Consider the following 22,562-nt stretch of genomic DNA (forward strand, 5'->3'; position numbering starts at 1 on the left):
CCTGACCGTGACAAAGCCGCTCGACGGGCTCGAAGTTGTCCGGCAAACCTCGCAAACCCGGAGTTAGCCTCAGCTCACGGACACATGGAGGCAGATATGTTCAAAAACATCAGATCGATCACGCTGACCAGCCCGTTCGCCGTTCCCTCCTCGCTGGTCGCCGCCAGTGGGCTCATCGGCGGGTACACCGTCGCGCGCGTGACCGGGAAGCGGCAGCTCGGCGGGCTCGTGCTGGCCGCCGCGGGAGTCGTGGCCGCGCGGCAGTGGCGCGAGGAGGCCGGGGAGGCGGCCACGTTGGCGCTGAGCGCCGCCTACACCGGCGCGTTCGCCCTGTCCCACCCGCTCGCCAAGAAGATCGGTGCGTGGCCGGCCGTCTTCACGGTCGCAGGGGCCATGGGCCTGACGTCCTGGGTCGTCGCCGACCGGGCGCACAAGAGCGCGCTGCGGGCCCCCCGCCGAGGACCACGTAACCCCCAGGCCACGGGGAGCCGGCACGGCAAGCGACCGAGTTCCCCCCAGTCCGCGGCAGGCTGAGAGGGGCTCCCTCAGGCCTCCCTCAGACTCCCACCCCCCGCGACACCGCATAGATCAGCAGCCCCGCCAGCGAGCCCACCACCGTGCCGTTGATCCGGATGAACTGCAGGTCGCGGCCGATGTTGGCCTCGATCTTGCGGGTCGTGTGCTCGGCGTCCCAGCCCGCCACCGTGTCGGTGATCAGGGAGGTGATCTCCTTGCGGTACGTCGTCACGACGTGGACCGCCGCGTCCTCGACCCAGCTGTCGACCTTCTCCTGGACCTTGGGGTCGGTCGCCATGCGGGCGCCGAGGGAGAGCAGGGAGGCTCGGACGCGCATCCTGAGCTCGCTGCGCTCGTCCTCCGCCGCCGAGACGATCATGGATCGTACGGCCGTCCAGGCGGACGCGATGAGGTCCTGGACCTCGCCGCGGCCCAGCACGTCGCCCTTCAGCCGCTCCACCCGCGCGCGCGTGTCCGTGTCGGACTGGAGGTCGCCCGCGAAGTCGCCGAGGAAGCGGTCGAGGGCACCGCGCGCGGGGTGGGAGGGCATCTCGCGCATCTCGGTGACGAAGCGCAGCAGCTCCCGGTAGACGCGCTCGCCGACCTTCCTGTCGACGAAGCGGGGCGTCCAGCCGGGGGCGCCGCCCTCGATGGCGTCCATGACCTGCTGGTCGTGCCACACCAGCCAGTCGTAGGCGCGGGAGAGGACCAGGTCCACGACCCGTTTGTGGCCGCCGTCGGCGACGATCCGCTCCAGCAGCTTGCCTATGCCGGGCGCGATCTCCTGGGCCTCGGCTCTGCGCGTGATCGCCTCGCCGACCACCGCCTGGACGTCGGAGTCGCGCAGGACGGTCAGGGCCCCGCGCAGGGCCGTCGCCAGCTCGGCCGTCACCCGGTCCGCGTGCTCGGGTTCGGCCAGCCAGGCGCCGAGCCGACTGCTGATGCCCACCGCGCGCAACCGCTGCCGTACGACGTCACCGGAGAGGAAGTTCTCGCCGACGAACTCGCCCAGAGAGACACCCAACTGGTCCTTCTTGGTGGGGATGATCGCCGTGTGCGGGATGGGCAGACCGAGGGGGTGGCGGAAGAGGGCGGTGACCGCGAACCAGTCGGCCAGCGCACCGACCATGCCGGCCTCGGCGGCCGCCGCCACATAGTCGGCCCACGCGCCCGCGTGCCCGTGCGAGGCCCACTTGGCGAGGATGTACACCACCGCCACGAACAGCAGCAGCCCGGTCGCCGTGAGCTTCATGCGCCGTACGCCGCGCTGCCGCTCCTCGTCGGCCGGAGTGAAGGCGTCCATGGTGCGACGGGAGGGCACGCCGCCCTGAGCTGCGGCTTCCGTGGCCCCGCCCTGCGTTCCCGTTTCCGTACGTTCCATTTGCTCCGCCCGTTCGGTGATCCCGCACACATTGTCCCTTTCCTGACCGACTCCTGGAACGGAACGAGAGTTCCCGACGTCTGTCTGAGCGGGGGGTTTATTCCTGGTCCGGTCAGGACCACCCCCGCCCATGCCGCATCATGGGCTCATCGGTTCGGAGCCTCGGGCTCCCTCGCCCGAGGGGAACAACACACGTATGACCAGGGGTCACGGTTATGCCGTGCTCAGCGCTATCTCCGCGCTGGTCGTAGGCCTGTCCACCGCCATCTACGTCGGGGTGGCGGCCGACGACGGCGACTCCCTCAGCAGCATTGCCGGGGTCCGCCCGCACCACGACTCCTCGGCCGCCCCCGCCTCCACCGGCACCTGGGTCGGCTCCTGGTCCACCTCCCCGATGGGCGCCGAACCGGGCACCGAGACGCTGGGCATGGCGGGCCGCTCCGTGCGCAACATCGTCCACGCGAGCGTCGGCGGCACGAGCGCCCGGATCACCCTGTCCAACCTGTACGGGCAGTCGGCGCTGACCATCTCGCACGCCTCGATCGCGGTCGCCGCCACCGACAACACGGCGCAGGCCACGGCGGAGACGATGCGCCGGCTCTCCTTCAACGGCAACACCTCCGTCGTCATACCGCCGGGCGGACAGGTGCTCAGCGACGCGGTGCGGATCAACATCCCGCACGACACCGACGTCCTGGTCACCACGTACTCCCCCGTCCCGTCGGGCCCCGTCACCTTCCACCAGCACGCACGGCAGATCTCCTACGTCGCGGAAGGCGACCACACCGAGGACGCGGCGGGCGCCTACTACACCCAGCAGACGCCGTACTGGCGCTATCTGACTGCCCTCGACGTGCTCAGCAACGAGTCCGACGGCACCGTCGTCGTCCTCGGCGACTCGCTCACCGACGGCATCACCTCCACCACGGGCGCCAACCACCGCTGGACCGACATCCTTTCGGAGCGGCTGCGCTCGGCGCTCGAGCACGGCGAGGACGTTCCCCGCTACAGCATCGTCAACCAGGGCATCAGCGGAAACCGGATCCTGATGAGCGGCCTCGGCCGCCCCGCCGACAACGAGAGCGGCCTCGGCCGCTTCGACCGGGACGTCCTCACCCGTACGAACGTCAAGGTCGTCGTCATAGACCTCGGGGTCAACGACATCCTCCGTCCCCCCGGCGTCACCGACCCCAACCAGATCATCGACGGCCTGCGCACCCTCGTCCGCGAGGCCCACTCCCGCGGCCTCAAGGTCGTCGGCGCCACCCTGATGCCCTTCCAGGGCCACATCGGATACTCGCCGCAGCGGGACGTGATCCGGCAGCAGGTCAACGCCCGCATCCGGTCCGGGCAGGTCTTCGACGCGTACGTCGACTTCGACAAGGCCCTGCTCGACCCCTACAACCCGCGCCGCCTGCGCCCCGACTACGACTCGGGCGACCACCTCCACCCCAGCGACGCCGGCTACCAGAAGATGGCGGAGGTCTTCGACCTGGAGGACCTGAAGGGCGCCGGGCAGACGGAGCTCTAGGGCCTTCCTTCCGGACCTTGCCCTGCGGCGGCGCCGCTCGGGGTTTCAGTAGCCCCCGTGCCTGCGCCGCCGTCCCTCCCGCCGCTCCCGGCGCTCCGTGCGCCGCTCCCGCAGCAGGTCGCGGTGACCGTCGAGCATCCTGCGGTGGGCCGCCTGGACGTCCTCCTGGAAAGACTCCTGCAGTTCCCTGAACGCCGCCTTGCGCTCCAGCTTCTCCTGGCGGCGCTCCTCCTTCAGCCGCTGCCGATCCGCCCGCGTGGCCTTGCGCTCCACCCCGACTCCGCCCCAGAGGGCGAACCCGGTCACGATCACCCGCGGCGCGCCCGGGTCACCGGGCACGCCCTCCTCGCGGTGGTCGAAACCGCCCATCACGCCGATGCCGCGCACGACGACCTCGACGCCCGGCGGAACGATCACCTGCATCCCGCCCATGACGGCGATGCAGTTGATCTCCACCTCCCGGTCGGCGAAGTCCGCCTCGCGCAGGTCGATCTCCCCGCCGCCCCAGAAGGCGAAGCAGGTGAAGCGGCGCGGCATCGTCCAGCGCCCCTTGCGCTGGAAGCCGGACATGACGGCCACCGCCCCGGACGAAGAACCTTCGCCGCCGACGATGCGGCCCGCCCAACTCCCGCTCTCCACCGGCTCCTTGCGCAGCGACACCGGCGGCACGGCCGCCGGTGTCGCACCCGGCAGGTCCCGGGTGATCGGCGCCAGCTCGCCGTACGTACGCGCCTTGTACGTCGCGTCGAGCCGTTCCTCGAACTCCCCCATGTCGAGCCGCCCTTCGGCCAGGGCCTCCCGCAGGACCTCGGCAACTCGCTCACGATCGGCGTCGGACGCACGCAGTTGAGGGGCTTCGTCGGTCATGCACAGCAGCGTACGAGTTCACCCGGCCCAGGGCTACGAGACCGCCCTCTCCGCGTCCCCGGTGTCCGCGGCCTCTCCCGGGCCCTCCCCCGCGCCGGTACCGACGCCCGCGTACATCCTGGCGATCACCGCCTCGATGTCCGGCTCCCGTACCGACAGGTCCACCAGCGGATACTGAGCCGCGATCCGCGCCACCAGCGGCGCCGCCGACGCGGACGCCGGGAAGGCCAGCCACTGCCGCGGTCCCTCCACCCGCACCACCCGTGCCTGCGGCACCTCGATCGGCGGCACCTCCCGCTCCAGGTCCACCACCAGGGTGCGCTCGCTCTCCCCCGCCTCGTGCAGCCCGGCGAGCGCACCGTCGTACATCAGACGCCCGTGGTCGATGACCATCACGCGTGAGCACAACTGCTCGATGTCCTGGAGGTCGTGCGTGGTCAGCAGGACCGTCGTGCCGCGCTCTGCGTTCAACTCCCGCAGGAACTCCCGCACCTTGGACTTGGAGATGACGTCCAGACCGATCGTCGGCTCGTCGAGGTAGAGCACCTCGGGGTCGTGCAGCAGCGCCGCCGCGATGTCGCCGCGCATCCGCTGCCCCAGGGAGAGCTGCCGTACGGGCACGTCCAACAGGTCGCCCAGTTCCAGGAGTTCGACGCAGCGGTCGAGGTTCTCGCGGTAACGGGCGTCCGGGACGCGGTACATGCGGTGCACCAGTCGGTAGGAGTCGATCAGCGGCAGGTCCCACCACAGCGTCGTTCGCTGCCCGAACACCACCCCGATGCGGTGCGCCAGACGGGTCCGCTCACGGGAGGGGTCGATGCCCGCGACCCGCAGCCGGCCGCCGCTCGGCGTCAGGATGCCGGTCAGCATCTTGATCGTCGTCGACTTGCCGGCGCCGTTCGGGCCGATGTAGCCGACCATCTCGCCGCGCGCCACGCCGAAGGAGATCGAGTCGACCGCCCGCACCTGCCGCCGCTCCCGTCGCAGGAAGCCGGTCTTCCTGCGCACGTCGAAGACCTTCTCCAGCCGGTCCACTTCGATGAAGCCACCGTGGACCCCACCGGACACGCCACCGTCGCCGTCCACCACGTGCTAACTCCCTGTACTCCGGTACGAACGAAGCCCCGCCCGCCATGCCGCCCCCGCCAGCGCACAGCACCCCGCCGCCACCAGCGGCGAGACGAACGCCGTCCACACGGGCAGCCCGAGCGGGTACGGCCGCCCCAGCACATAGCAGGCGGGCAGCCAGTTGACGAACGCCAGCGGCAGCACGAAGGTCACCCCGCGCACCAGCTCCTTCGCGAACACCGTGGGCGGGTACTGCAGCAGCGTCGTGCCGCCGTACGTGAACGCGTTCTGCACCTCGGACGCGTCCTGCGCCACGAACTGGAAGGCCGCGCCCGCCACGAACACGGCGGCGAAGATCCCGAACCCGCTGACCAGCATCACCGGCATCAACAGCAGCTTCGGCACACTCCAGTCGATGTCGACCCCGGTCAGCGCATAGCCGAGCACCAGCACCCCCTGCGTGACGCGGCCCAGCCGGCGCAGCCCGAACCGGTCGGCGGCCACCTGCGCGAGCACCGGCGCCGGCCGCACCAGGAGCGTGTCCAGCGTGCCGTCGCGCACACGCTGCCCCAGCCGCTCCATCGAGCCGATGGCGAAATCCGTCAGCCCGAAGGACGTGGCGGACAGGCCGTACAGGAAGGCCACTTCGGGCAGCGAGTAGCCGCCGAGGGCGTCCACGCGGGAGAACATCAGCAGGATCGCGACGAAGTCGAGCATGGTCGCCGCGAAGTTCCCGAACGTGGTCATCGCGAAGGAGGCGCGGTACGCCATCGTGGAGCGGATCCACATCGCGGAGATCATCCGATAGGCGCGCAGCCCGTCCAGAACCCGGCCGAGCGCCCCGTACGACTCCCCGGCCCTTCGCCACCGCCCCTCCGTCGCATGCGACTCACCCACCCTGGACCACCACCCTCCGCGTGGCCACCGACTGCACCAACCGCCCGAGCGTCAACAGAGCCACCGCCCAAGCCCCCTGAAAGACGTACGTGTCCCACGGGTCCGCATGCCCCAACAGGATGTCAGCGGGCGCCTGGAGCAACGACGACCACGGCAGGGCCCGTACGACGTCGCCGAGCGCCCCCGGAAAGACGTTCAGCGGCAGCAGCATCCCGGAGCAGAAGTACCCGGCGAGCCAGGCCATCTGCGTCACCCCCATGCCGTCCAGCAGCCAGAACGCGCTCAGCGCCACCAGGAACCGGATCCCGAACCCCACCAGCATCGCCAGCAGTACGGCGACGAGGAACGCGGCCCAGGTCGACACGTCCGCCGGCAGCGCCACCGGAAAGCACAGCGCCCCGAACGCGAACGGGATCATCCCCCGACCCAGCAGCTGGAACAGGGCCCGCCCCAAGTCGGCTGCCAGCCACCACAGTTGCAGATCGGCGGGCCGGTACAGGTCGATCGCGACGTCCCCGGTACGGATGCGCTCCATCAACTCGCCCTCGAACCCGCCACCCCCGATCGCCAGCGTCGACAAGAACGCCTGCCCCAGCCACACATAGGTGACGGCCTGCGCCCGGTCATAGCCCCCCAAGTGGGGCTTCGCGTCCCACAACGCCAGGTAGACGTAGACGAGCATCAGCCCGAAGACCGTGTTCGTGAACACCCCTGCCGCAGTGGCGGCCCGGTACGTCGCGTACCGTCTGAACCCCCCCGCCGCGACGGCCGCGTACAACCGTCCAGCACCCATGCCAACCGACCTCCCGGACCGCCCGACACCAAGGCCGCAGGAGCGTAGTCCGAAGGCGTCGTGGCAAGCCACGCAATTTCCGTTCGGAGCGTGCCGGAAACCAGGAACGGAACGCTTGGTGCGAGAGTCTTCATCCGGGGGTCAAAGGCGTACGAGGCGTACGGCGACGTACGAGGCGAAACAGGAGTCCGTGCACGAGATGAGCGACGAGCCGCAGCCGCAGCAGCCGACCGAGGACGGCGCACCGAGAGAGCCACAGGCGGCGCCCGACGAGGGGGGCGACAAGCCCGCGCGGCCCGAGGAGCGGACGGAACGGGAAGGGCGGGAAGAGTCCGAGGAGTCCGAGGAGCGGGACGAGCCCGAACCGCGGGACGAGGAAAGGGAAGAGCCCGAACAGTCGCGCGAGGGACAGGAAGAGCCCGAACCGCGGGACGAGGTACGGGACGAGCCCGAGGAGCGCGAAGAGCCCAAGGCGCCTGCACGGCCCGAGCAGACCATGCGCATCAAGCAGGTCACGCTGCCCAAGGTGCCCGAGCAGACCGCGCAGACGAAGCAGACCGAGCAGACCGAGCAGACGGCCCCGGTCGCACAGCTCGAACAGCCCGCTCAACCCGCCGTGCCCGAGCAGACCATGCGCATCAAGCAGGTCGCGCCGCCCGAGACGCCCAAGCTGCCCGAGCAGCTCGCGCGGACCGAGGAAGCCGCACCGCCCACGCAGCCCGTGGCGTCCGCGGCCTCCGTCTCTCCCGCGCAGCCCACGACCCCCGTGCCTCCCGCTGAGCCCGCGAAGCGGGGGCGCAAGCGCACCGGCTGGCGTCGGCTCCTCCCCACGTGGCGCATGGTGCTCGCCACCTGCATCCTCGGCGCCGTGCTGCTCGCCGGTCTCTTCTTCATCGGCTACTCCATGGTGAAGATCCCGCCGGCCAACGCCCTCGCCACCAAGCAGAGCAACGTCTTCCTCTTCGCGGACGGCTCCCAGTTGGCCCGCGACGGCGAGGTCAACCGGGAGAACATCAGGCTCGCCCAGGTCTCCAAGGACGGCCAGCACGCCGTACTGGCCGCCGAGGACCGCGACTTCTACTCCGAGTCCGCCGTCGACCCCGCGGCCATAATCCGTGCCGGCTGGAACACCGCCCTCGGCAGGGGCAAGCAGTCCGGTTCGACGATCACGCAGCAGTACGTGAAGAACTACTACCTGGCCCAGGAGCAGACCGTCACCCGCAAGGTGAAGGAGTTCTTCATCTCGATCAAGCTGGACCGTACGGAGCCCAAGAACAAGATCCTCGAGGGCTACCTCAACACCAGCTACTTCGGCCGCAACGCCTACGGCATCCAGGCCGCCGCGCAGGCCTACTACGGTATCGACGCCAAGGACCTCGACCCGGCCCGCGCCGCCTACCTCGCCGCGCTCGTCAACGCGCCCAGCGAGTACGACGTCGTGGCCCACCCGGAGAACAAGGCGGCGGCCTTCGCCCGCTGGAACTACGTCCTCGACGGCATGGTCAAGCAGGGCTGGCTCCCGCAGTCCGAGCGGACCGGCATGAAGTTCCCGATGCCGAAGGAGCAGACGGTCTCCACCGGCCTGTCCGGGCAGCGCGGTTACATCGTCGACGCGATCAAGCACTACCTCACGACGAACAACGTCATCGACCCGGACTCCCTGGAGGCCGGCGGCTACCGCATCACCACCACCCTGCAGAAGGCCAAGCAGAACGCCTTCGTCAAGGCGGTCGACGACAAGCTGATGTCCAAGCTGGACAAGAAGGGCCGCAAGGCCGACTCCTACGTCCGCGCGGGCGGCGCCTCCGTCGACCCCAGGACCGGCAAGATCGTCGCGATGTACGGCGGCATCGACTACGTGCAGCAGTACACCAACGGCGCCACCCGCGGCGACTTCCAGGTCGGCTCCACCTTCAAGCCGTTCGTGTTCACCTCGGCCGTGGAGAACGGCTCGACCACGCAGGACGGCCGGCCCCTCACGCCGAACTCGTACTACGACGGCACCAACAAGCGCCCCGTGCAGGGCTGGAACGGCGGCCTGTACGCCCCGGAGAACGAGGACTCCAAGTCGTACGGCGACATCACCGTGCGCGAGGCCACCGACAAGTCCGTCAACTCGGTGTACGCGCAGATGGCCGTCGACGTCGGCCCCGCGAAGGTCAAGCGGACCGCGATCGACCTCGGCATCCCGTCCGACACCAAGGACCTCAGCCCGTACCCGTCCATCGCGCTCGGCACGGCGACCGCGAGCGTCCTGGACATGGCGGAGGCGTACGCGACCCTCGCCAACCACGGCAAGCACGGCACGTACACGATGATCGAGAAGGTCACCAAGGACGGCATGCAGGACGTGCCGCTGCCCGAGCGGAAGACCGAACGGGCCGTCAGCCGCGAGGCCGCCGACACCACGACGTCCGTCCTCCAGGGCGTCGTCCAGAAGGGCACCGCGATCGCCGCCCAGGCGGCCGGCCGCCCCGCGGCGGGCAAGACCGGCACCGCGGAGGAGGACACCGCGGCCTGGTTCGCGGGCTACACCCCCGAGCTCGCCACGGTCGTGTCGGTGATGGGCCAGGACCCGGTGACCGCCGTGCACAAGCCGCTGTACGGCGTGATGGGCCTGCCGCGCATCAACGGCGGCGGGGCGCCCACCGAGATCTGGGCGCAGTTCACCCGGGACGCCCTGCAGGGCCGTCCGGTCACCGACTTCGACCTCCATCTGCAGCCCGGCGCCAACGAGATCCAGCGGCCTCCCGCCACGGGCTCCCCGACCGCGCCCGGCACCGGCGGCCAGAACGACGGCGGTGCCGTCACCGGCGGCGACCAGGGCGACGCGGGCCAGAACAACGGCGGCCAGGACCAGGGGCAGACGGCCGGTGAGACGGACGGCGGCACGACCGGCGACACCACCGCCGGCGGTGCGACCGACGGCGGAACGACGGCGGGCACCACCGACGGCACCACCACGGGCGGCACCACGGACGGCACGTCGACCGGCGGCACGACCGACGGCACGACGACCGGCGGCACCTCAGGCCCCACCGGCGGCAGCGCGACCCCGCCCCCCAGCCCGCCGAGGACACGGAAACCGTGACCTAGCGGCACAGCGGCGAAAGGGAACGGAAAAGGGCTGGTGACAAGGTCACCAGCCCTTTTCGTTTCGGAGATGTCAGAGGTACAGGCCGGTGGAGTCCTGCGACCCCTCGAACCGGTCGGCGGCCACAGCGTGCAGATCACGCTCGCGCATGAGCACGTACGCGACACCCCGCACCTCGACCTCGGCACGGTCCTCCGGGTCGTACAGAACGCGATCGCCCGGCTCCACCGACCGTACGTTCTGCCCGACCGCGACGACCTCGGCCCAGGCCAGCCGGCGTCCGACCGCCGCCGTGGCGGGGATCAGAATGCCGCCGCCCGACCGCCGCTCGCCCTCGGAGACGTCCTGCCGAACCAGCACACGGTCGTGCAGCATCCGGATGGGCAGCTTGTCGTGCTGCGGGTAGTGCTCGTTCTTCTTGGCGCTCACGCCTTTGAACCTACCTGCCTTTGCCGCCACCGTAAGCGCCCGGGTAGCGGTGTGTGCGGTCCTTGCCGGTCGTTGCCGGTCCTCGTCAGCGCTTACGACGCCGGGAACGCGCGACGAGCAGACCCACGACCCCGGCCGTGACGAGGGCGGCAGGTACGACGCGCTCCATCCGAGGGGAGCCGTGGTCGTCGACGAACTGCGCCTTCACATCGCTCACGACCTTGTTGAGCTGCACATAGGCCCTGCCGAGCGTGTGATCGACTTTGGAGACGACCTTCGCCTTGGCATCGTCGACGATGGTCTTCGGATGCGCCCGCATCCCGATCTCGTCGAGCGTCTCGCCCAGCACCTCGCGGCGGCGCTTGATGTCCGCCTCGATCTGCGCCGGGGTTCTCGTGTCCGACGTGTCCGCCACCGCGGCCTCCGAAATCTGCTGCTGCTGTTCTGGACAGTCTGTCAGCTTTACGCGCCGCCGCACGACCAGGACCCCTCCCGTTAGGCTAGACCGATGAGCGAGCGACTCCAGCCCGGGGACGTGGCCCCCGCCTTCACCCTCCCCGACGCCGACGGCAACGAAGTGTCCTTGGCCGACTACAAAGGCCGCAAGGTCATCGTCTACTTCTACCCGGCGGCCCTCACCCCAGGCTGCACGAAGCAGGCCTGCGACTTCACCGACAACCTGGACCTCCTGGCCGCCGCCGGCTACGACGTGATCGGCATCTCCCCCGACAAGCCGGAGAAGCTGGGCAAGTTCCGCGAGAAGGAGAACCTCAAGGTCACCCTCCTCGCCGACCCCGACAAGCAGGTCCTGGAGTCGTACGGCGCCTTCGGCGAGAAGAAGCTGTACGGCAAGACCGTCGTCGGCGTCATCCGCTCCACGGTGATCGTCGACGAGGAGGGCAAGGTCGAGCGGGCCCTGTACAACGTGAAGGCCACCGGCCACGTCGCCAAGATCATCAAGGACCTGGGAATCTGAGCGCCTGAGAGCCCCCTCCTGCCACCAGGACGGCCCGCACCGACGTCACACCGGTGCGGGCCGCTCTGCATTTCGGGCGTGACTGTCCGATAAACGGTTCTTTACTCCGTACGAGGCCGCGAACACGCGGGCGGGAACGGAGGGGGACTCATGGGGGCCAGTGCACATACCAAGGAGCGGCTGGAAGAGGCTGCTCGGCAGGCTCGGACGTGGTCGGAGGCGTGTGTGGCTGGGGGTGGATCCGAAGAGCTCGAAGCGGGACTACATCAGGGAGCGGATGAGGAAGCTGGGGGTGGATACGTCGCACTTCGAGCGGGAGGGGGCGAAGTGGACGCGAGAGATCCTTCAGGCGGCGGTCTCGGCATCGACGACCATGTCCGAGGTGTTGCGTCACCTGGGTCTTGAGCTCGTCGGCGGGCATCACACCCACATCAGCCGCCGCATCAAGGCGTACGGCATCGACACCTCGCATTTCACACCGGTGGTCCGCACGGAGAACCAGAGGCACAACCAGCGCCGCCGAACCGCCGAGGAGATCCTCATCGAGGACGAGTCGGCGCTCGCCAGGCGCATCCCGAGCAGCCGGCTCAAGAGGGCGATGCGCGAACTGGACGTGGACGAGCGTTGCACCCTGTGCGGTGTCGAGCCGGTCTGGCTGGGGGAGCCGCTTCCCCTGGAGGTCGACCACGTCGACGGCAACTGGCGCAACAACCGCATCGAGAACCTGCGCCTGCTCTGCCCCAACTGCCACTCGACAACAGACAGCTACCGAGGTCGCGGCAAGGGGCGCACCAGGGCCGGTGCCTCATGAGCACCGGCGTGCAGTACACCCGCGAGCGGCTGGCTGAAGCCGCCGAACAGTGCTTCGACATCGACGAGGTCATCGCGTTCTTCGGTACCAGCCCGTACGGCAACCTCCGTCGCTACCTCATGAAGCGCTTCGCCCACTTCGACATCGACGTCTCCCACTTCCGCCCCTTCGGAAGGCTCGCGCGACCCACACCCGAGAAACTGCGAACGGCGGTCGCCGAGTCGGCCTCCATCAATGAGACGCTGCGCCGCCTGGGACGAGCGAACAACGGCGCGCAGCGAGCGAACCTCCGCCGGTGGATCGCCGACGACCGCCTGACGACCGTGCACTTCCTTGGCCAGGCACATCAGTGAGGGAAGCCCGGAACCAACGCCAAGCGGCCGGAAGAAGTCCTGGTGCACCACGACGGCAGGCACCGCATCGCCACCAAGCGTCTCCGCCGTGCCCTACGCGACGTCGGCACACCCGAGCGGTGCGCCAGGTGCGGCGTCGGTCCTGAATGGCTCGGCAAGCCCATGACACTGGAGGTCGATCACATCAACGGGGACTGGCGAGACAACCGGCGCGAGAACCTGCGGTTGCTGTGCCCTAACTGCCACGCGATCACCAGCACCTGGTGCCGAGGAGGTCGACGAGCGGCTCGCACCGCCCAGTAGAGTAGGCATCGCTGCGGGCCCGTACCCCAGCTGGCCAAGAGGGCGCCGGTTTAGGTCCGGTGTGTCGTGGGTTCGAGTCCCACCGGGCCCACAGGAAAAAGAGGCTCCGCACCTTAGATTCAAAGGTGCGGAGCCTCTTCGCGAAGTCAGCCCAACAGCTCCCGCACCACCGGCACCAGCGCCCGGAACGCCTTCCCCCGGTGGCTGATCGCGTTCTTCTCCTGCGGGGTCAGCTCCGCGCATGTGCGCGTCTCGCCCTCCGGCTGCAGGATCGGGTCGTAGCCGAAGCCGTTCGTGCCCGCCGGGGCGTGCCGCAGGGCGCCGCGCAGCTGGCCCTCGACCACGCGCTCCGTGCCGTCCGGCAGCGCCAGTGCCGCCGCGCACGCGAAGTGCGCGCCCCGATGCGCGTCGTCGATGTCGGCGAGCTGAGCCAGGAGCAGCTCCAGGTTGGCCTGGTCGTCGCCGTGCCTGCCGGCCCAGCGGGCGGAGAAGATGCCGGGGGCGCCGTTCAGGACGTCCACGCAGAGGCCCGAGTCGTCGGCGACGGCGGGGAGGCCTGTGGCCTGGGCCAGGGCGTGTGCCTTCAGCAGGGCGTTCTCGGCGAAGGTCACGCCGGTTTCCTTGACGTCGGGGACGTCCGGGAAGGCGTCCGCGCCGACCAGGTCGTGCGGGAGGCCTGCGTCCGCGAGGATCGAGTGGAGTTCGGCGATCTTTCCGGCGTTGCGGGTGGCGAGGATCAAGCGGGTCATGGGGGTCAGTATCCCTCTCCGTATCCTCTGGGCGTCCTCTGGGCCGTACCGGCGTCCTGCGACGTGCAGTCCGTCGGGAGTTCGCCCGCCGCGTCGGTGACCGCGGGCATGCCGGCCCGGTGTCGGCTTCGGCTCGTGGCCGTGGTGGTCGTCCCTCCCCCTGGTCGAGCCGGCCGGGCGCACAGTGGTGTGCCGTGTGCCCGTGCTCGCCTGCTCAACTCCTGCCTGCCCGCGCCGGTCGTTCAGAGTGTGGCTTCGAGTGCCGCGCGCTGGAGTCGGGTGAGTTCGCCGCAGCCGGTGACGGCGAGGTCGAGCAGGGCGTTGAGTTCGTCGCGGGCGAAGGGCTCGGCCTCGGCGGTGCCCTGGACCTCGACGAAGCGGCCGTCGCCGGTGCAGACGACGTTCATGTCCGTTTCGGCCTTGACGTCTTCCTCGTAGCAGAGGTCGAGCAGGGGCACGCCGCCGACGATGCCGACCGAGACGGCGGAGACGGTGCCGGTGAGCGGCTGGCGGCCGGGGCGGATCAGCTTCTTGCGCTGGGCCCAGGCGATGGCGTCGGCGAGGGCCACATAGGCGCCGGTGATGGCCGCCGTGCGCGTGCCGCCGTCGGCCTGGAGGACGTCGCAGTCCAGGACGATGGTGTTCTCGCCGAGCGCCTTGTAGTCGATGACGGCGCGCAGGGAGCGGCCGATGAGGCGGCTGATCTCGTGGGTACGGCCGCCGATCCGGCCCTTGACGGACTCGCGGTCGCCGCGGGTGTTGGTGGCGCGGGGCAGCATGGCGTACTCCGCGGTGACCCAGCCCTCGCCGGTGCCCTTGCGCCAGCGGGGGACGCCTTCGGTGACGGATGCGGTGCACAGGACCTTGGTGTCGCCGAAGGAGACGAGGACGGAGCCCTCGGCGTGCTTGCTCCAGCCGCGCTGGATGGTGACGGGGCGGAGCTGTTCGGGGGTGCGGCCGTCGATTCGAGACATGACGTCGAGCCTAGTCCAGCGACGGGGGCGTACGGCCCGCGAGGGTGCGCGTGAGGGGCCCTTCCCGTTTTGACGGGCAGGACCCCTCACCGGGGAACCGGGAGGTTCACATCAGGTCTTCGATCTCCGCCGCGATGGGGTCGGCGTCGGTGCCGATGACGACCTGGACGGCGGTGCCGATCCTGACGACGCCATGGGCGCCGGCGGCCTTGAGGGCGGCCTCGTCGACCAGTGAGGGGTCGGTGACCTCGGTGCGGAGTCGGGTGATGCAGCCCTCGATCTCCTCGATGTTGTCGATGCCCCCGAGACCGGCGACGATCTTTTCCGCCTTGCTGGCCATGTTGCTTCTCCCTGGTCCGAACCGCTTGTGCGACTGGTCTACACCACCGAACGGGCGCCCGCCAACCTCGTCTCACCGAGGGCGGGCGGACGGCCAGCGGACGGCCAGCGGCCGACTTGCCGCCGGGGAACGGGTGATGACGGGCCGACAGGGTCGGGACATAGTTCTCATCGGGAATGAATAGGGTATGCCGCACAGCGTCGTGGTCGCCGATTTCGAGGGTTCCTCAGAGCGCCTTCATCGTGCTACAACAGGTCTACACCACCAAGTGGTGTAGACCACACTCGTTGGAGGAAGCAGAAGTGACGAGCACCGCCACCCCGACGGCGGCCCCCGCGAAGAAGTGGGGATCCGGCCTGTTCCAGGGCCTGCAGAAGGTCGGCCGCAGCCTTCAGCTCCCCATCGCCGTACTGCCGGCGGCCGGCATCATGGTCCGGCTGGGCCAGGACGACTTCTTCGGCAAGGACGGGCTCGGCTGGGACAAGGTCGCCGCCGTCTTCAACGCCGCCGGCGGTGCCATCACCGGCAGCCTGCCGATGCTCTTCTGCATCGGTGTCGCCATCGGCTTCGCCAAGAAGTCGGACGGCTCGACGGCGCTCGCGGCGCTGGTCGGCTTCCTCGTCTACAGCAAGGTGCTGGAGGCGTTCCCGCTGACGCCGGAGCACATCGAGAAGGGCACGATCGTCGCGGCGACGTACAACAACCCCGGTGTCCTCGGCGGCATCGTCATGGGTCTGCTGTCGGCCGTGATGTGGCAGCGCTTCCACCGCACCAAGCTGGTCGACTGGCTCGGCTTCTTCAACGGCCGCCGCATGGTGCCGATCCTGATGGCCTTCGTAGGCGCGCTGGTCGGCGTCTTCTTCTCCCTGGTGTGGAAGCCCGTCGGTGACTGCATCACCGGCTTCGGCGAGTGGATGACCGGTCTCGGCGCCACGGGCGCGGCCCTCTTCGGTCTGGTCAACCGCGCGCTCATCCCGATCGGCATGCACCAGTTCGTGAACACCGTGGCGTGGTTCCAGCTGGGCGAGTTCAAGAACGCCGCGGGCGAGGTCTTCAACGGCGACTACAACCGCTTCCTGCACGGGGACCCGACCGCCGGGATGTTCATGTCCGGCTTCTTCCCGATCATGATGTTCGGTCTTCCGGCCGCGGCCCTCGCGATGGCGCACTGCGCCCGCCCCGAGCGCCGCAAGGCGGTCATGGGCATGATGGTCTCGCTCGCGCTGACCTCGTTCTTCACGGGTGTGACCGAGCCGATCGAGTTCTCGTTCATGTTCATCGCGCCGGTGCTGTACGCCGTGCACGCCGTGCTGACCGCCGTGTCGATGGCCGTCACCTGGGCGTTGGGCGTGCACGCGGGCTTCAACTTCTCCGCCGGTGCGATCGACTACGTCCTCAACTGGAACCTGGCTACCAGGCCCTGGCTGATCATCCCGATAGGCCTGGTGTTCGCGGCGGTCTACTACGCCCTCTTCCGGTTCGCCATCACGCGGTTCGACCTCCCCACCCCGGGCCGCGAGCCCGAGGAGGAGGTGGAGGACCTCACCAAGGCGTGAGTGTCGCCCCCGGCATGACGAAGACCCCGGAACCCGCGGCAGGGTTCCGGGGTCTTCGCACGTAAGACCTAGGGCCTCTCGTTTGGATCAGGCCGGGCTCGCGGGGTCTGGCACGCACATCTGCGGCGTTGTCGTCGGTTGCCGACTCCCTCAAGCTCTCGGCTGCGCTCGAGCAGGGGGGGACCCCCATCGCGTCGACGCCCTCCTCCGCCTTGCAGCTGCACGCACCAGACCCCGCTCCCTGATCCGGCCTGATCCAAACGAAAGACCCTAGATCTCGTACGCGATCCTCGGCGCCGCCAGCTCCACCGGACCGTCGAAGACCTCGCGCGCGTCGGCGAGGTTGGCCTGGGGGTCGGTCCACGGCGGGATGTGGGTGAGGACCAGGAACCGTGCGCGCGCACGGGTCGCCGTCTCGCCCGCCTCGCGTCCGTTGAGGTGCAGGTCGGGGATGTCCTCCTTGCCGTACGTGAAGGCGGCCTCGCACAGGAACAGGTCGACGTCCCGGGCCAGCTCGTCCAGGACCTCGGTGACGCCCGTGTCGCCGGAGTACGCCAGTGACTTGCCGCCGTGCTCGATGCGGATGCCGTACGTCTCCACGGGGTGGCGCAGCTTCTCGGTGTGCACGGTGAACGGGCCGATGTCGAACGTGGAGGGCTTGACCGTGTGGAAGTCGAAGACCTCGCTCATGGACGAGGCGCTGGGGGTGTCGGCGTAGGCGGTGGTGAGGCGCTGTTCCGTTCCCTCGGGTCCGTAGACGGGGATCGGTTCGGCGCGGCCGCCGTCGTGCCGGTAGTAGCGCGCCACGAAGTAGCCGAGCATGTCGATGCAGTGGTCGGCGTGCAGGTGGCTGAGGAAGATCGCGTCGAGGTCGTAGAGACCGCAGTGGCGCTGCAGCTCGCCCAGGGCGCCGTTGCCCATGTCGAGGAGCAGCCGGAAGCCGTCGGCCTCGACGAGGTAGCTCGAGCAGGCCGATTCCGGTGACGGGAACGACCCTGAGCAGCCGACGACGGTGAGCTTCATGAAGCAGAAACCTCCGTGGGCGGGAATCGAGGGAAGCGAACCAGGAGATGCGAAAAGAAAGAGGGGCGGGGACGTGCAAGACAGGGGTTGTGCGGTTTGTCGAGCGTAAGGCGCAAAAGGGCCGGTCGCTCCTCCACCTGGGGCCGTTGTGGGCGAACTCACCTGTGCTGTCACCAATTCGGCTGGACCGGGGGGCGGGTGAAGGTGGGCAGAGGGCGCGCGTCGGGGATGACGCGCCGGTAACGTCGTCCGTATGGACACGTCCTGGTGGCTGGCGCTCGCGGCGGTGATACTGCTCGCGCTGGTCGCCACGCTCGTCGACGGATGGGGGCGGGGGCGTCGGTCACGCAGGCTCAGGACGCGTCCGCCGGGGCGGCGCGAGGGGCCGCAGGGGCGTGCGGCCCGGCCGCGGCCGGGCGACATCTGGTGGGCGAACGTGCCTTACGAGCAGGGGGCGGGCGCCAAGGACCGGCCCTGTCTGGTGCTGACCGTGCACGGGAACCGGGTGACGGTCGCGAAGATCACCAGCAAGTACCACGACGAGCGGGCCGGGGTGATCCCCCTGCCGCCGGGTGCCGTCGGGGACGCGCACGGCCGGCCGAGCTTCCTGGAGACGGACGAGCTGCGGCAGGTCCCGGTGTGGGACTTCCGGCGGCGGGTGGGCGTGGTCGATCCGGTGCTGTGGGACCAGGTGCGGCACCTGGCCGGCTGAGGCGGCCTCAGCGCACCCGTACGGTGACCGTCCATTCCTGAATCCCCTTGCAGGAGAACTGGCCTGGGGCGGTGGGCCGGGCGCACAGCGGGCGGCTCGCGGTGAGCCTGGCGGTGCCGGGCGCGATCGCGTCGTAGGCGGCGACCGCGTCGCCGGGCAGGATGACGAAGCCGGGGTTGGCGGCCTTCAGCGCGCTGCCGGTCGTGGCGACCGGTGACCAGGGGCGGTCCTTGGTGCCGTCGAGGGTGAGCCGGACCTGTCCGCCCCGCGTCAGGCAGAGGACGCGGTGGTCGTCGGCGGCGGTGAGCTGGGCGTGGGTCACGCAGGGGCCGTGGGTGGGGGCCGGTGTCACCGCGGTGCTGCCCGCGCCGGTGCCGGTTGCGTTGCCGGTGCTTCCGGCCCGGGTGCCGCAGCCCACGAGGAGGATGGCCGCCGTGGCGGCGACGACCGTCGTGCGGTGGATCGTCGTACGACGCATGGGGGATGACCGCCTTTCCGCTGGGGCCGGCCGACCGGCCCGCGCTGCAGATGTGACGTTCCCGCTGCACAGGCGGATCCCGGAAGGACCCCGGCCGGGTCACCCGGCCGGGGTCCTCCGCTCGGCGGTACGTCAGCTGGTCGTGACGGCGGTGTCGTCGACGACGAAGCTGGTCTGGAGGGAGGAGTCCTCCGCCCCGGTGAACTTGAGCGTGACCGTCGAGCCCGCGAAGGAGGACAGGTCGAGGGTCTTCTGGGTGTAGCCGGAGGCGGCGTTGAGGTTGGAGTACGTCGCCAGGGTCGTCGAGCCGGCGGCCACCGTCAGCTGGTCGTACGCGGTGCTGCCGGTCTCGGCGGTGTCGACGTGCAGGTAGAAGGTGAAACTGGCGCGGCACCCGGCGGGGATCGTCACCGACTGGGAGAGCGTGTCGGTGTGCGTGGTGCCGTACCCGTCGAGCCAGGCCTTGTAGGAGCCGCCGTGCGCGGCCTCACCGGTGTCGTTGGTGATGACGCCGCTGGAGGCGGTCCAGGCGGTGTTGCCCGACTCGAAGCCCGGGTTGCCCAGGAGCTGGCCGGGGGTGCAGGTACCGCCGCCACCGCCGCCGGAGGTGAAGGCGGCGGTGCCGTTCGGGGTGCCCCAGCCGGTCGGGCCGTCGTAGCCGGCGGCCGCGGTGCAGAAGTACGACGTCGAGCAGGAGCCGTTGCTGCCGGTGGTGACGTCGTACAGGTTCGCGGTGTGGGAGTAGGGGTACTGCGCCGGGTAGTCGGTGGCGCCCGGGGTGCCGGCGAGGGCGTAGACGCCGGCGATGATCGGCGCGGAGGCGCTGGTGCCGCCGTAGACGGCCCAGCCGGAGCCGCCGTAGGTGTTGTAGACCGCGACGCCGGTGGCCGGGTCGGCGACCGCGGAGACGTCGGCCTCCATGCGGCGCGAGCAGCCGGAGTCGGTCTGCCAGGTGGGCTTGGGGTCGTATGCCGAGCAGCCGGAGCCGGTGCCCTCGGTGGCGCTGGTGTGCCAGACCGACTCGGTCCAGCCGCGGGCGTTGCCGGACGTGGTGAGGGCGGTGCCGCCGACGGCGGTCACGTACTGGGACGTGGCCGGGTATTCGGCGCCGTAGGCGGAGTCGCCGGCGGAGACGGTGATGGCGACGCCGGGGTGCCTGAAGTACTGGGTGTCCTCGGTGGTCTGGCCGGCCGCCTCGGAGCCGCCCCAGCTGTTGGAGACGAACTTGGCGCCCAGCGAGACGGCCTCGTTCTCGGCGATGCCGAGGTCGGTGTCGTTCGCGGAGTTGGCCTCGACGAGGATGATGTTGCAGTTGGGGCAGACCGCGCTGACCATGTCGAGGTCGAGCGCTTCCTCGCCCGCCCAGCCGGTGTCGTTGGCCGGGAGTGCGGTGGTCGAGCCGGTCTGGCTGACCTGCTTGAAGCAGCCGCTCGCCTTGGTGCAGGCGGACAGGCCGTACTGCGAGCGGTAAGTGGCCAGGTCCGCTTCGGCGTTGGGGTCGTTGTAGGCGTCGACGACGGCAACGGTCAGGCCGGATCCGCCGGTTGACGGCAGGCTGTAGGCGCTGTGCAGGTTGGCCGGGCTGAGGCCGGAGGGGGCGGCGGCGAGCGCGGAGGCCAGCTGCTGCTTGATGTCGGTGCGGCGCTGGGCGAAGCAGGACGCGTGGCCGGGCTCGGCGGTGGCGCACAGGTGGGTCGTCGGGACCTTCTGGCCGGCCGTGCCGGTGGAGTGGAAGGTCTGCCGCTGGGGGTCGGTCAGGGCCTTGGCGTTCTGCGTGGCCCGGGAGGAGTGTGAGGTGGCGGGAGCGGCCTCGGCCCCGGCCGTCGGAGCGACGACGAGTCCGGCGACGGTGAGGGCGAGGGCGGGCAGGGCGACGGCCAGGAGTCTTCGAAGACTCCGTCGCCGCGCGCTCGGGCGTGACTCACGCATGGGGGTGCTGCCTCCATCGGGAAAAGTGGGGTTCTCGAACGGGGTGGTGGCAGGCCCGAGTCGCGCAGGAGCGGCGGTAGCAGAGCGCGGCCATGGGCATGACACTTACAGCGCCCTGCGATGCCGGTGAACATGACAAAACAGGGTGGGCAGAACCTAGCCCGGCCCCGGCGACGGCGGGCAGTCCTCAAAAGAAGATCTTTGCCGCGCCATAAGCAGCACTTAGCCGGGCCCGGGTCGGGTTGACACGTCGATTGGCAGGTCTAGGCCCAGAGTTGACCTTGGAGTGCCTCGACGGCCTCCTCCGTCGTGGTAGCCGTGTAGACGCCCGTCGAGAGGTACTTCCAGCCGCCGTCGGCCACGACGAAGACGATGTCGGCGCTTTCGCCCGCCTTCAGGGCCTTCTTGCCGACGCCGAGCGCGGCATGGAGGGCGGCGCCGGTCGAGACGCCCGCGAAGATGCCCTCCTGCTGCAGGAGTTCACGGGTGCGGGCCACGGCGTCGGCCGAGCCGACCGAGAAGCGGGTGGTGAGGACGGAGGCGTCGTACAGCTCCGGTACGAAGCCCTCGTCGAGGTTGCGCAGGCCGTAGACGAGGTCGTCGTAGCGCGGTTCGGCGGCGACGATCTTCACGTCGGGCTTGTGCTCGCGCAGATAGCGGCCGACGCCCATCAGCGTGCCCGTCGTGCCGAGGCCGGCGACGAAGTGGGTGATCGACGGGAGGTCGGCGAGGATCTCCGGACCGGTCGTGGCGTAGTGCGCGCCCGCGTTGTCCGGGTTGCCGTACTGGTAGAGCATCACCCAGTCCGGGTGCTCGGCGGCCAGCTCCTTGGCGACGCGTACGGCGGTGTTGGAGCCGCCCGCGGCCGGGCTGGGGATGATCTCGGCGCCCCACATGCCGAGCAGGTCCCGGCGCTCCTGCGAGGTGTTCTCCGGCATCACGCACACCATGCGGTAGCCCTTGAGCTTGGCCGCCATGGCGAGGGAGATGCCGGTGTTGCCGGAGGTGGGTTCGAGGATCGTGCAGCCGGGGGTGAGCCGGCCGTCCTTCTCCGCCTGCTCGATCATGTGCAGGGCCGGGCGGTCCTTGACGGAGCCGGTCGGGTTGCGGTCCTCCAGCTTGGCCCAGATCCGGACGTCGGAGGACGGCGACAGGCGCGGCAGGCGCACCAGGGGGGTGTTGCCCACCGCGGCCAGCGGGGAGTCGTAGCGCATGAGGGATCAGCGGCCGATCAGGCCATGCCGCCGGCGACGGCGGGCAGGATCGTCACGCTGTCGCCGTCGGCGAGCTTGGTGGTGATGCCGTCGATGAAGCGGACGTCCTCGTCGTTGAGGTAGACGTTGACGAAGCGGCGCAGTTCACCGCCGTCGACGAGGCGGGCCTGGATGCCCGCGTGCCGGGTCTCGAGGTCGGCGATCAGGTCGGCGAGGGTGTCGCCGCTGCCCTCCACCGCCTTCTGACCGTCGGTGTACTGGCGGAGGATGGTGGGGATGCGGACCTCGATGGCCATGGTGCGGGCTCCTCTGTCGGAAGGTGTCGGTTCGGTACGCGCGGTGGGGGTCCCCCCGGCTCTCGGCTCCGGGGGAGCGCCGCGGCTCACGGCCGTACGGCGGCAGGGCACGTCAACAGATGGCGCTGCTGAGCCTGCACAGGTCGACGTGCAGCCGCGCCACGAGCAGCACGCTCGGCGTCTTGTCGCTCACGTCGGGAAGAACCATGGGGTCATCGTACCGATTCCCGGTCCGGCCCCTGGAATGTGATCTCACCCTTCGGACGGAGGTC

General features: G+C 69.9%; 21 protein-coding genes, 1 tRNA gene and 3 pseudogenes. 9 read left to right on the forward strand and 16 right to left on the reverse strand.

Features of this window, described 5'->3' with window-relative positions; genetic code table 11:
• Window positions 1–96: 96 nt before the first annotated feature.
• Window positions 97–426: pseudogene (locus tag ABZ910_RS18970) on the forward strand (hypothetical protein); the annotation flags it as partial.
• Window positions 427–556: 130 nt separating this feature from the next.
• On the opposite strand, the gene ABZ910_RS18975 reads toward ABZ910_RS18970, so the two are convergent.
• Window positions 557–1,927 (reverse strand): DUF445 domain-containing protein, encoded by a 1,371-nt coding sequence (locus tag ABZ910_RS18975; protein ID WP_361366034.1) that lies wholly within the window; start codon window positions 1,925–1,927, stop codon window positions 557–559.
• A 166-nt stretch (window positions 1,928–2,093) separates the two neighbouring features.
• Here ABZ910_RS18975 and ABZ910_RS18980 point away from each other — a divergent pair, with 166 nt between their 5' ends.
• A complete protein-coding gene (locus tag ABZ910_RS18980; RefSeq protein WP_361366036.1) occupies window positions 2,094–3,428 on the forward strand; it encodes an SGNH/GDSL hydrolase family protein in 1,335 nt (444 codons plus the stop codon).
• Window positions 3,429–3,473: 45 nt separating this feature from the next.
• Here ABZ910_RS18980 and ABZ910_RS18985 read toward each other — a convergent pair whose 3' ends face one another.
• The 4 genes from ABZ910_RS18985 to ABZ910_RS19000 form a co-directional block, all read right to left on the reverse strand.
• A complete protein-coding gene (locus ABZ910_RS18985; protein ID WP_361366039.1) occupies window positions 3,474–4,295 on the reverse strand; it encodes a DUF1707 domain-containing protein in 822 nt (273 codons plus the stop codon).
• A 33-nt stretch (window positions 4,296–4,328) separates the two neighbouring features.
• Window positions 4,329–5,384: an ATP-binding cassette domain-containing protein gene (locus ABZ910_RS18990; protein ID WP_361366042.1), complete on the reverse strand. Its 1,056-nt coding sequence runs from the start codon at window positions 5,382–5,384 to the stop codon at window positions 4,329–4,331.
• A 3-nt stretch (window positions 5,385–5,387) separates the two neighbouring features.
• Window positions 5,388–6,188, reverse strand: a complete 801-nt coding sequence (locus tag ABZ910_RS18995; RefSeq protein ID WP_361366301.1) for an ABC transporter permease — start codon at window positions 6,186–6,188, stop codon at window positions 5,388–5,390.
• A 64-nt stretch (window positions 6,189–6,252) separates the two neighbouring features.
• Entirely contained in the window at window positions 6,253–7,053 is an 801-nt protein-coding gene (locus ABZ910_RS19000) for an ABC-2 family transporter protein (protein ID WP_361366045.1), read from the reverse strand.
• 838 nt (window positions 7,054–7,891) lie between these two features.
• Between ABZ910_RS19000 and ABZ910_RS19005 the strand changes: the two genes are divergently transcribed.
• Complete coding sequence (locus ABZ910_RS19005; protein WP_361366303.1) at window positions 7,892–10,144, forward strand: transglycosylase domain-containing protein; 2,253 nt, start codon at window positions 7,892–7,894, stop codon at window positions 10,142–10,144.
• A 75-nt stretch (window positions 10,145–10,219) separates the two neighbouring features.
• Here the strand turns inward: ABZ910_RS19005 and ABZ910_RS19010 are convergent, their stop codons facing one another.
• Window positions 10,220–10,576, reverse strand: a complete 357-nt coding sequence (locus tag ABZ910_RS19010) for a co-chaperone GroES (RefSeq protein ID WP_361366047.1) — start codon at window positions 10,574–10,576, stop codon at window positions 10,220–10,222.
• 85 nt (window positions 10,577–10,661) lie between these two features.
• Window positions 10,662–10,991: a DUF3618 domain-containing protein gene (locus tag ABZ910_RS19015; RefSeq protein WP_361366049.1), complete on the reverse strand. Its 330-nt coding sequence runs from the start codon at window positions 10,989–10,991 to the stop codon at window positions 10,662–10,664.
• 93 nt (window positions 10,992–11,084) lie between these two features.
• Here ABZ910_RS19015 and bcp point away from each other — a divergent pair, with 93 nt between their 5' ends.
• The 4 genes and pseudogenes from bcp to ABZ910_RS19035 all read left to right on the forward strand — a co-directional run bounded on the left by bcp (window position 11,085) and on the right by ABZ910_RS19035 (window position 13,110).
• Window positions 11,085–11,552 (forward strand): thioredoxin-dependent thiol peroxidase, encoded by a 468-nt coding sequence (gene bcp, locus ABZ910_RS19020; RefSeq protein ID WP_361366051.1) that lies wholly within the window; start codon window positions 11,085–11,087, stop codon window positions 11,550–11,552.
• Window positions 11,553–11,702: 150 nt separating this feature from the next.
• Window positions 11,703–12,363: pseudogene (locus ABZ910_RS19025) on the forward strand (HNH endonuclease).
• Window positions 12,360–13,019: pseudogene (locus ABZ910_RS19030) on the forward strand (HNH endonuclease). Before ABZ910_RS19025 ends, ABZ910_RS19030 begins: the two co-directional pseudogenes overlap by 4 nt.
• A gap of 15 nt (window positions 13,020–13,034) precedes the next feature.
• Window positions 13,035–13,110 (forward strand) — tRNA-Leu (locus ABZ910_RS19035).
• A 55-nt stretch (window positions 13,111–13,165) separates the two neighbouring features.
• On the opposite strand, the gene rdgB is transcribed toward ABZ910_RS19035, so the two are convergent.
• The 3 genes from rdgB to ABZ910_RS19050 all read right to left on the reverse strand — a co-directional run bounded on the left by rdgB (window position 13,166) and on the right by ABZ910_RS19050 (window position 15,082).
• On the reverse strand, window positions 13,166–13,768 hold the full coding sequence (gene rdgB, locus ABZ910_RS19040) for an RdgB/HAM1 family non-canonical purine NTP pyrophosphatase (protein ID WP_361366054.1): 603 nt from the start codon (window positions 13,766–13,768) through the stop codon (window positions 13,166–13,168).
• Between the two features lie 242 nt (window positions 13,769–14,010).
• Window positions 14,011–14,742, reverse strand: coding sequence for a ribonuclease PH (gene rph, locus ABZ910_RS19045; protein WP_361366057.1), 732 nt, complete (start codon window positions 14,740–14,742; stop codon window positions 14,011–14,013).
• A 106-nt stretch (window positions 14,743–14,848) separates the two neighbouring features.
• Entirely contained in the window at window positions 14,849–15,082 is a 234-nt protein-coding gene (locus tag ABZ910_RS19050) for a PTS glucose/sucrose transporter subunit IIB (RefSeq protein WP_361366060.1), read from the reverse strand.
• A gap of 302 nt (window positions 15,083–15,384) precedes the next feature.
• On the opposite strand from ABZ910_RS19050, the gene ABZ910_RS19055 reads away from it, so the two are divergent.
• Entirely contained in the window at window positions 15,385–16,638 is a 1,254-nt protein-coding gene (locus ABZ910_RS19055) for a PTS transporter subunit EIIC (RefSeq protein ID WP_361366063.1), read from the forward strand.
• Between the two features lie 270 nt (window positions 16,639–16,908).
• On the opposite strand, the gene ABZ910_RS19060 is transcribed toward ABZ910_RS19055, so the two are convergent.
• Entirely contained in the window at window positions 16,909–17,661 is a 753-nt protein-coding gene (locus ABZ910_RS19060; RefSeq protein WP_361366066.1) for an MBL fold metallo-hydrolase, read from the reverse strand.
• A 253-nt stretch (window positions 17,662–17,914) separates the two neighbouring features.
• Here ABZ910_RS19060 and ABZ910_RS19065 point away from each other — a divergent pair, with 253 nt between their 5' ends.
• Entirely contained in the window at window positions 17,915–18,373 is a 459-nt protein-coding gene (locus ABZ910_RS19065) for a type II toxin-antitoxin system PemK/MazF family toxin (protein ID WP_361366068.1), read from the forward strand.
• A gap of 7 nt (window positions 18,374–18,380) precedes the next feature.
• Here ABZ910_RS19065 and ABZ910_RS19070 read toward each other — a convergent pair whose 3' ends face one another.
• The 5 genes from ABZ910_RS19070 to ABZ910_RS19090 all read right to left on the reverse strand — a co-directional run bounded on the left by ABZ910_RS19070 (window position 18,381) and on the right by ABZ910_RS19090 (window position 22,498).
• Window positions 18,381–18,851 carry a hypothetical protein gene (locus ABZ910_RS19070; RefSeq protein ID WP_361366071.1) on the reverse strand — a complete coding sequence of 157 codons (471 nt, stop codon included), beginning with the start codon at window positions 18,849–18,851 and terminating at the stop codon, window positions 18,381–18,383.
• 132 nt (window positions 18,852–18,983) lie between these two features.
• Window positions 18,984–20,780 (reverse strand): hypothetical protein, encoded by a 1,797-nt coding sequence (locus ABZ910_RS19075; protein WP_361366074.1) that lies wholly within the window; start codon window positions 20,778–20,780, stop codon window positions 18,984–18,986.
• A 263-nt stretch (window positions 20,781–21,043) separates the two neighbouring features.
• The gene (locus ABZ910_RS19080; protein WP_361366077.1) at window positions 21,044–21,994 is read right to left on the reverse strand and encodes a cysteine synthase; all 951 of its coding nucleotides are present in this window, start codon (window positions 21,992–21,994) and stop codon (window positions 21,044–21,046) included.
• Window positions 21,995–22,011: 17 nt separating this feature from the next.
• The gene (locus tag ABZ910_RS19085; RefSeq protein ID WP_361366080.1) at window positions 22,012–22,290 is read right to left on the reverse strand and encodes a MoaD/ThiS family protein; all 279 of its coding nucleotides are present in this window, start codon (window positions 22,288–22,290) and stop codon (window positions 22,012–22,014) included.
• A gap of 112 nt (window positions 22,291–22,402) precedes the next feature.
• Complete coding sequence (locus ABZ910_RS19090) at window positions 22,403–22,498, reverse strand: putative leader peptide (protein WP_361366083.1); 96 nt, start codon at window positions 22,496–22,498, stop codon at window positions 22,403–22,405.
• Between the last annotated feature and the right edge of the window lie 64 nt (window positions 22,499–22,562).

The organism is Streptomyces sp. NPDC046805 (genome assembly GCF_040645355.1).
Taxonomy (GTDB): domain Bacteria; phylum Actinomycetota; class Actinomycetes; order Streptomycetales; family Streptomycetaceae; genus Streptomyces.

What these genes read in the sequence shown, in the direction of transcription:
- ABZ910_RS18980 (WP_361366036.1), top strand. Translation starts at nt 2,094, where the DNA reads ATGACCAGGGGTCACGGTTATGCCGTGCTCAGCGCTATCTCCGCGCTG.
- ABZ910_RS19065 (WP_361366068.1), top strand. Translation starts at nt 17,915, where the DNA reads ATGGACACGTCCTGGTGGCTGGCGCTCGCGGCGGTGATACTGCTCGCG.
- ABZ910_RS19050 (WP_361366060.1), bottom strand. Translation starts at nt 15,082, where the DNA reads ATGGCCAGCAAGGCGGAAAAGATCGTCGCCGGTCTCGGGGGCATCGAC.
- bcp (WP_361366051.1), top strand. Translation starts at nt 11,085, where the DNA reads ATGAGCGAGCGACTCCAGCCCGGGGACGTGGCCCCCGCCTTCACCCTC.
- ABZ910_RS19085 (WP_361366080.1), bottom strand. Translation starts at nt 22,290, where the DNA reads ATGGCCATCGAGGTCCGCATCCCCACCATCCTCCGCCAGTACACCGAC.
- ABZ910_RS19080 (WP_361366077.1), bottom strand. Translation starts at nt 21,994, where the DNA reads ATGCGCTACGACTCCCCGCTGGCCGCGGTGGGCAACACCCCCCTGGTG.
- ABZ910_RS19005 (WP_361366303.1), top strand. Translation starts at nt 7,892, where the DNA reads ATGGTGCTCGCCACCTGCATCCTCGGCGCCGTGCTGCTCGCCGGTCTC.
- ABZ910_RS19060 (WP_361366066.1), bottom strand. Translation starts at nt 17,661, where the DNA reads ATGAAGCTCACCGTCGTCGGCTGCTCAGGGTCGTTCCCGTCACCGGAA.
- ABZ910_RS19090 (WP_361366083.1), bottom strand. Translation starts at nt 22,498, where the DNA reads ATGGTTCTTCCCGACGTGAGCGACAAGACGCCGAGCGTGCTGCTCGTG.
- ABZ910_RS19070 (WP_361366071.1), bottom strand. Translation starts at nt 18,851, where the DNA reads ATGCGTCGTACGACGATCCACCGCACGACGGTCGTCGCCGCCACGGCG.
- rph (WP_361366057.1), bottom strand. Translation starts at nt 14,742, where the DNA reads ATGTCTCGAATCGACGGCCGCACCCCCGAACAGCTCCGCCCCGTCACC.
- ABZ910_RS18985 (WP_361366039.1), bottom strand. Translation starts at nt 4,295, where the DNA reads ATGACCGACGAAGCCCCTCAACTGCGTGCGTCCGACGCCGATCGTGAG.
- ABZ910_RS19000 (WP_361366045.1), bottom strand. Translation starts at nt 7,053, where the DNA reads ATGGGTGCTGGACGGTTGTACGCGGCCGTCGCGGCGGGGGGGTTCAGA.
- ABZ910_RS19075 (WP_361366074.1), bottom strand. Translation starts at nt 20,780, where the DNA reads ATGCGTGAGTCACGCCCGAGCGCGCGGCGACGGAGTCTTCGAAGACTC.
- rdgB (WP_361366054.1), bottom strand. Translation starts at nt 13,768, where the DNA reads ATGACCCGCTTGATCCTCGCCACCCGCAACGCCGGAAAGATCGCCGAA.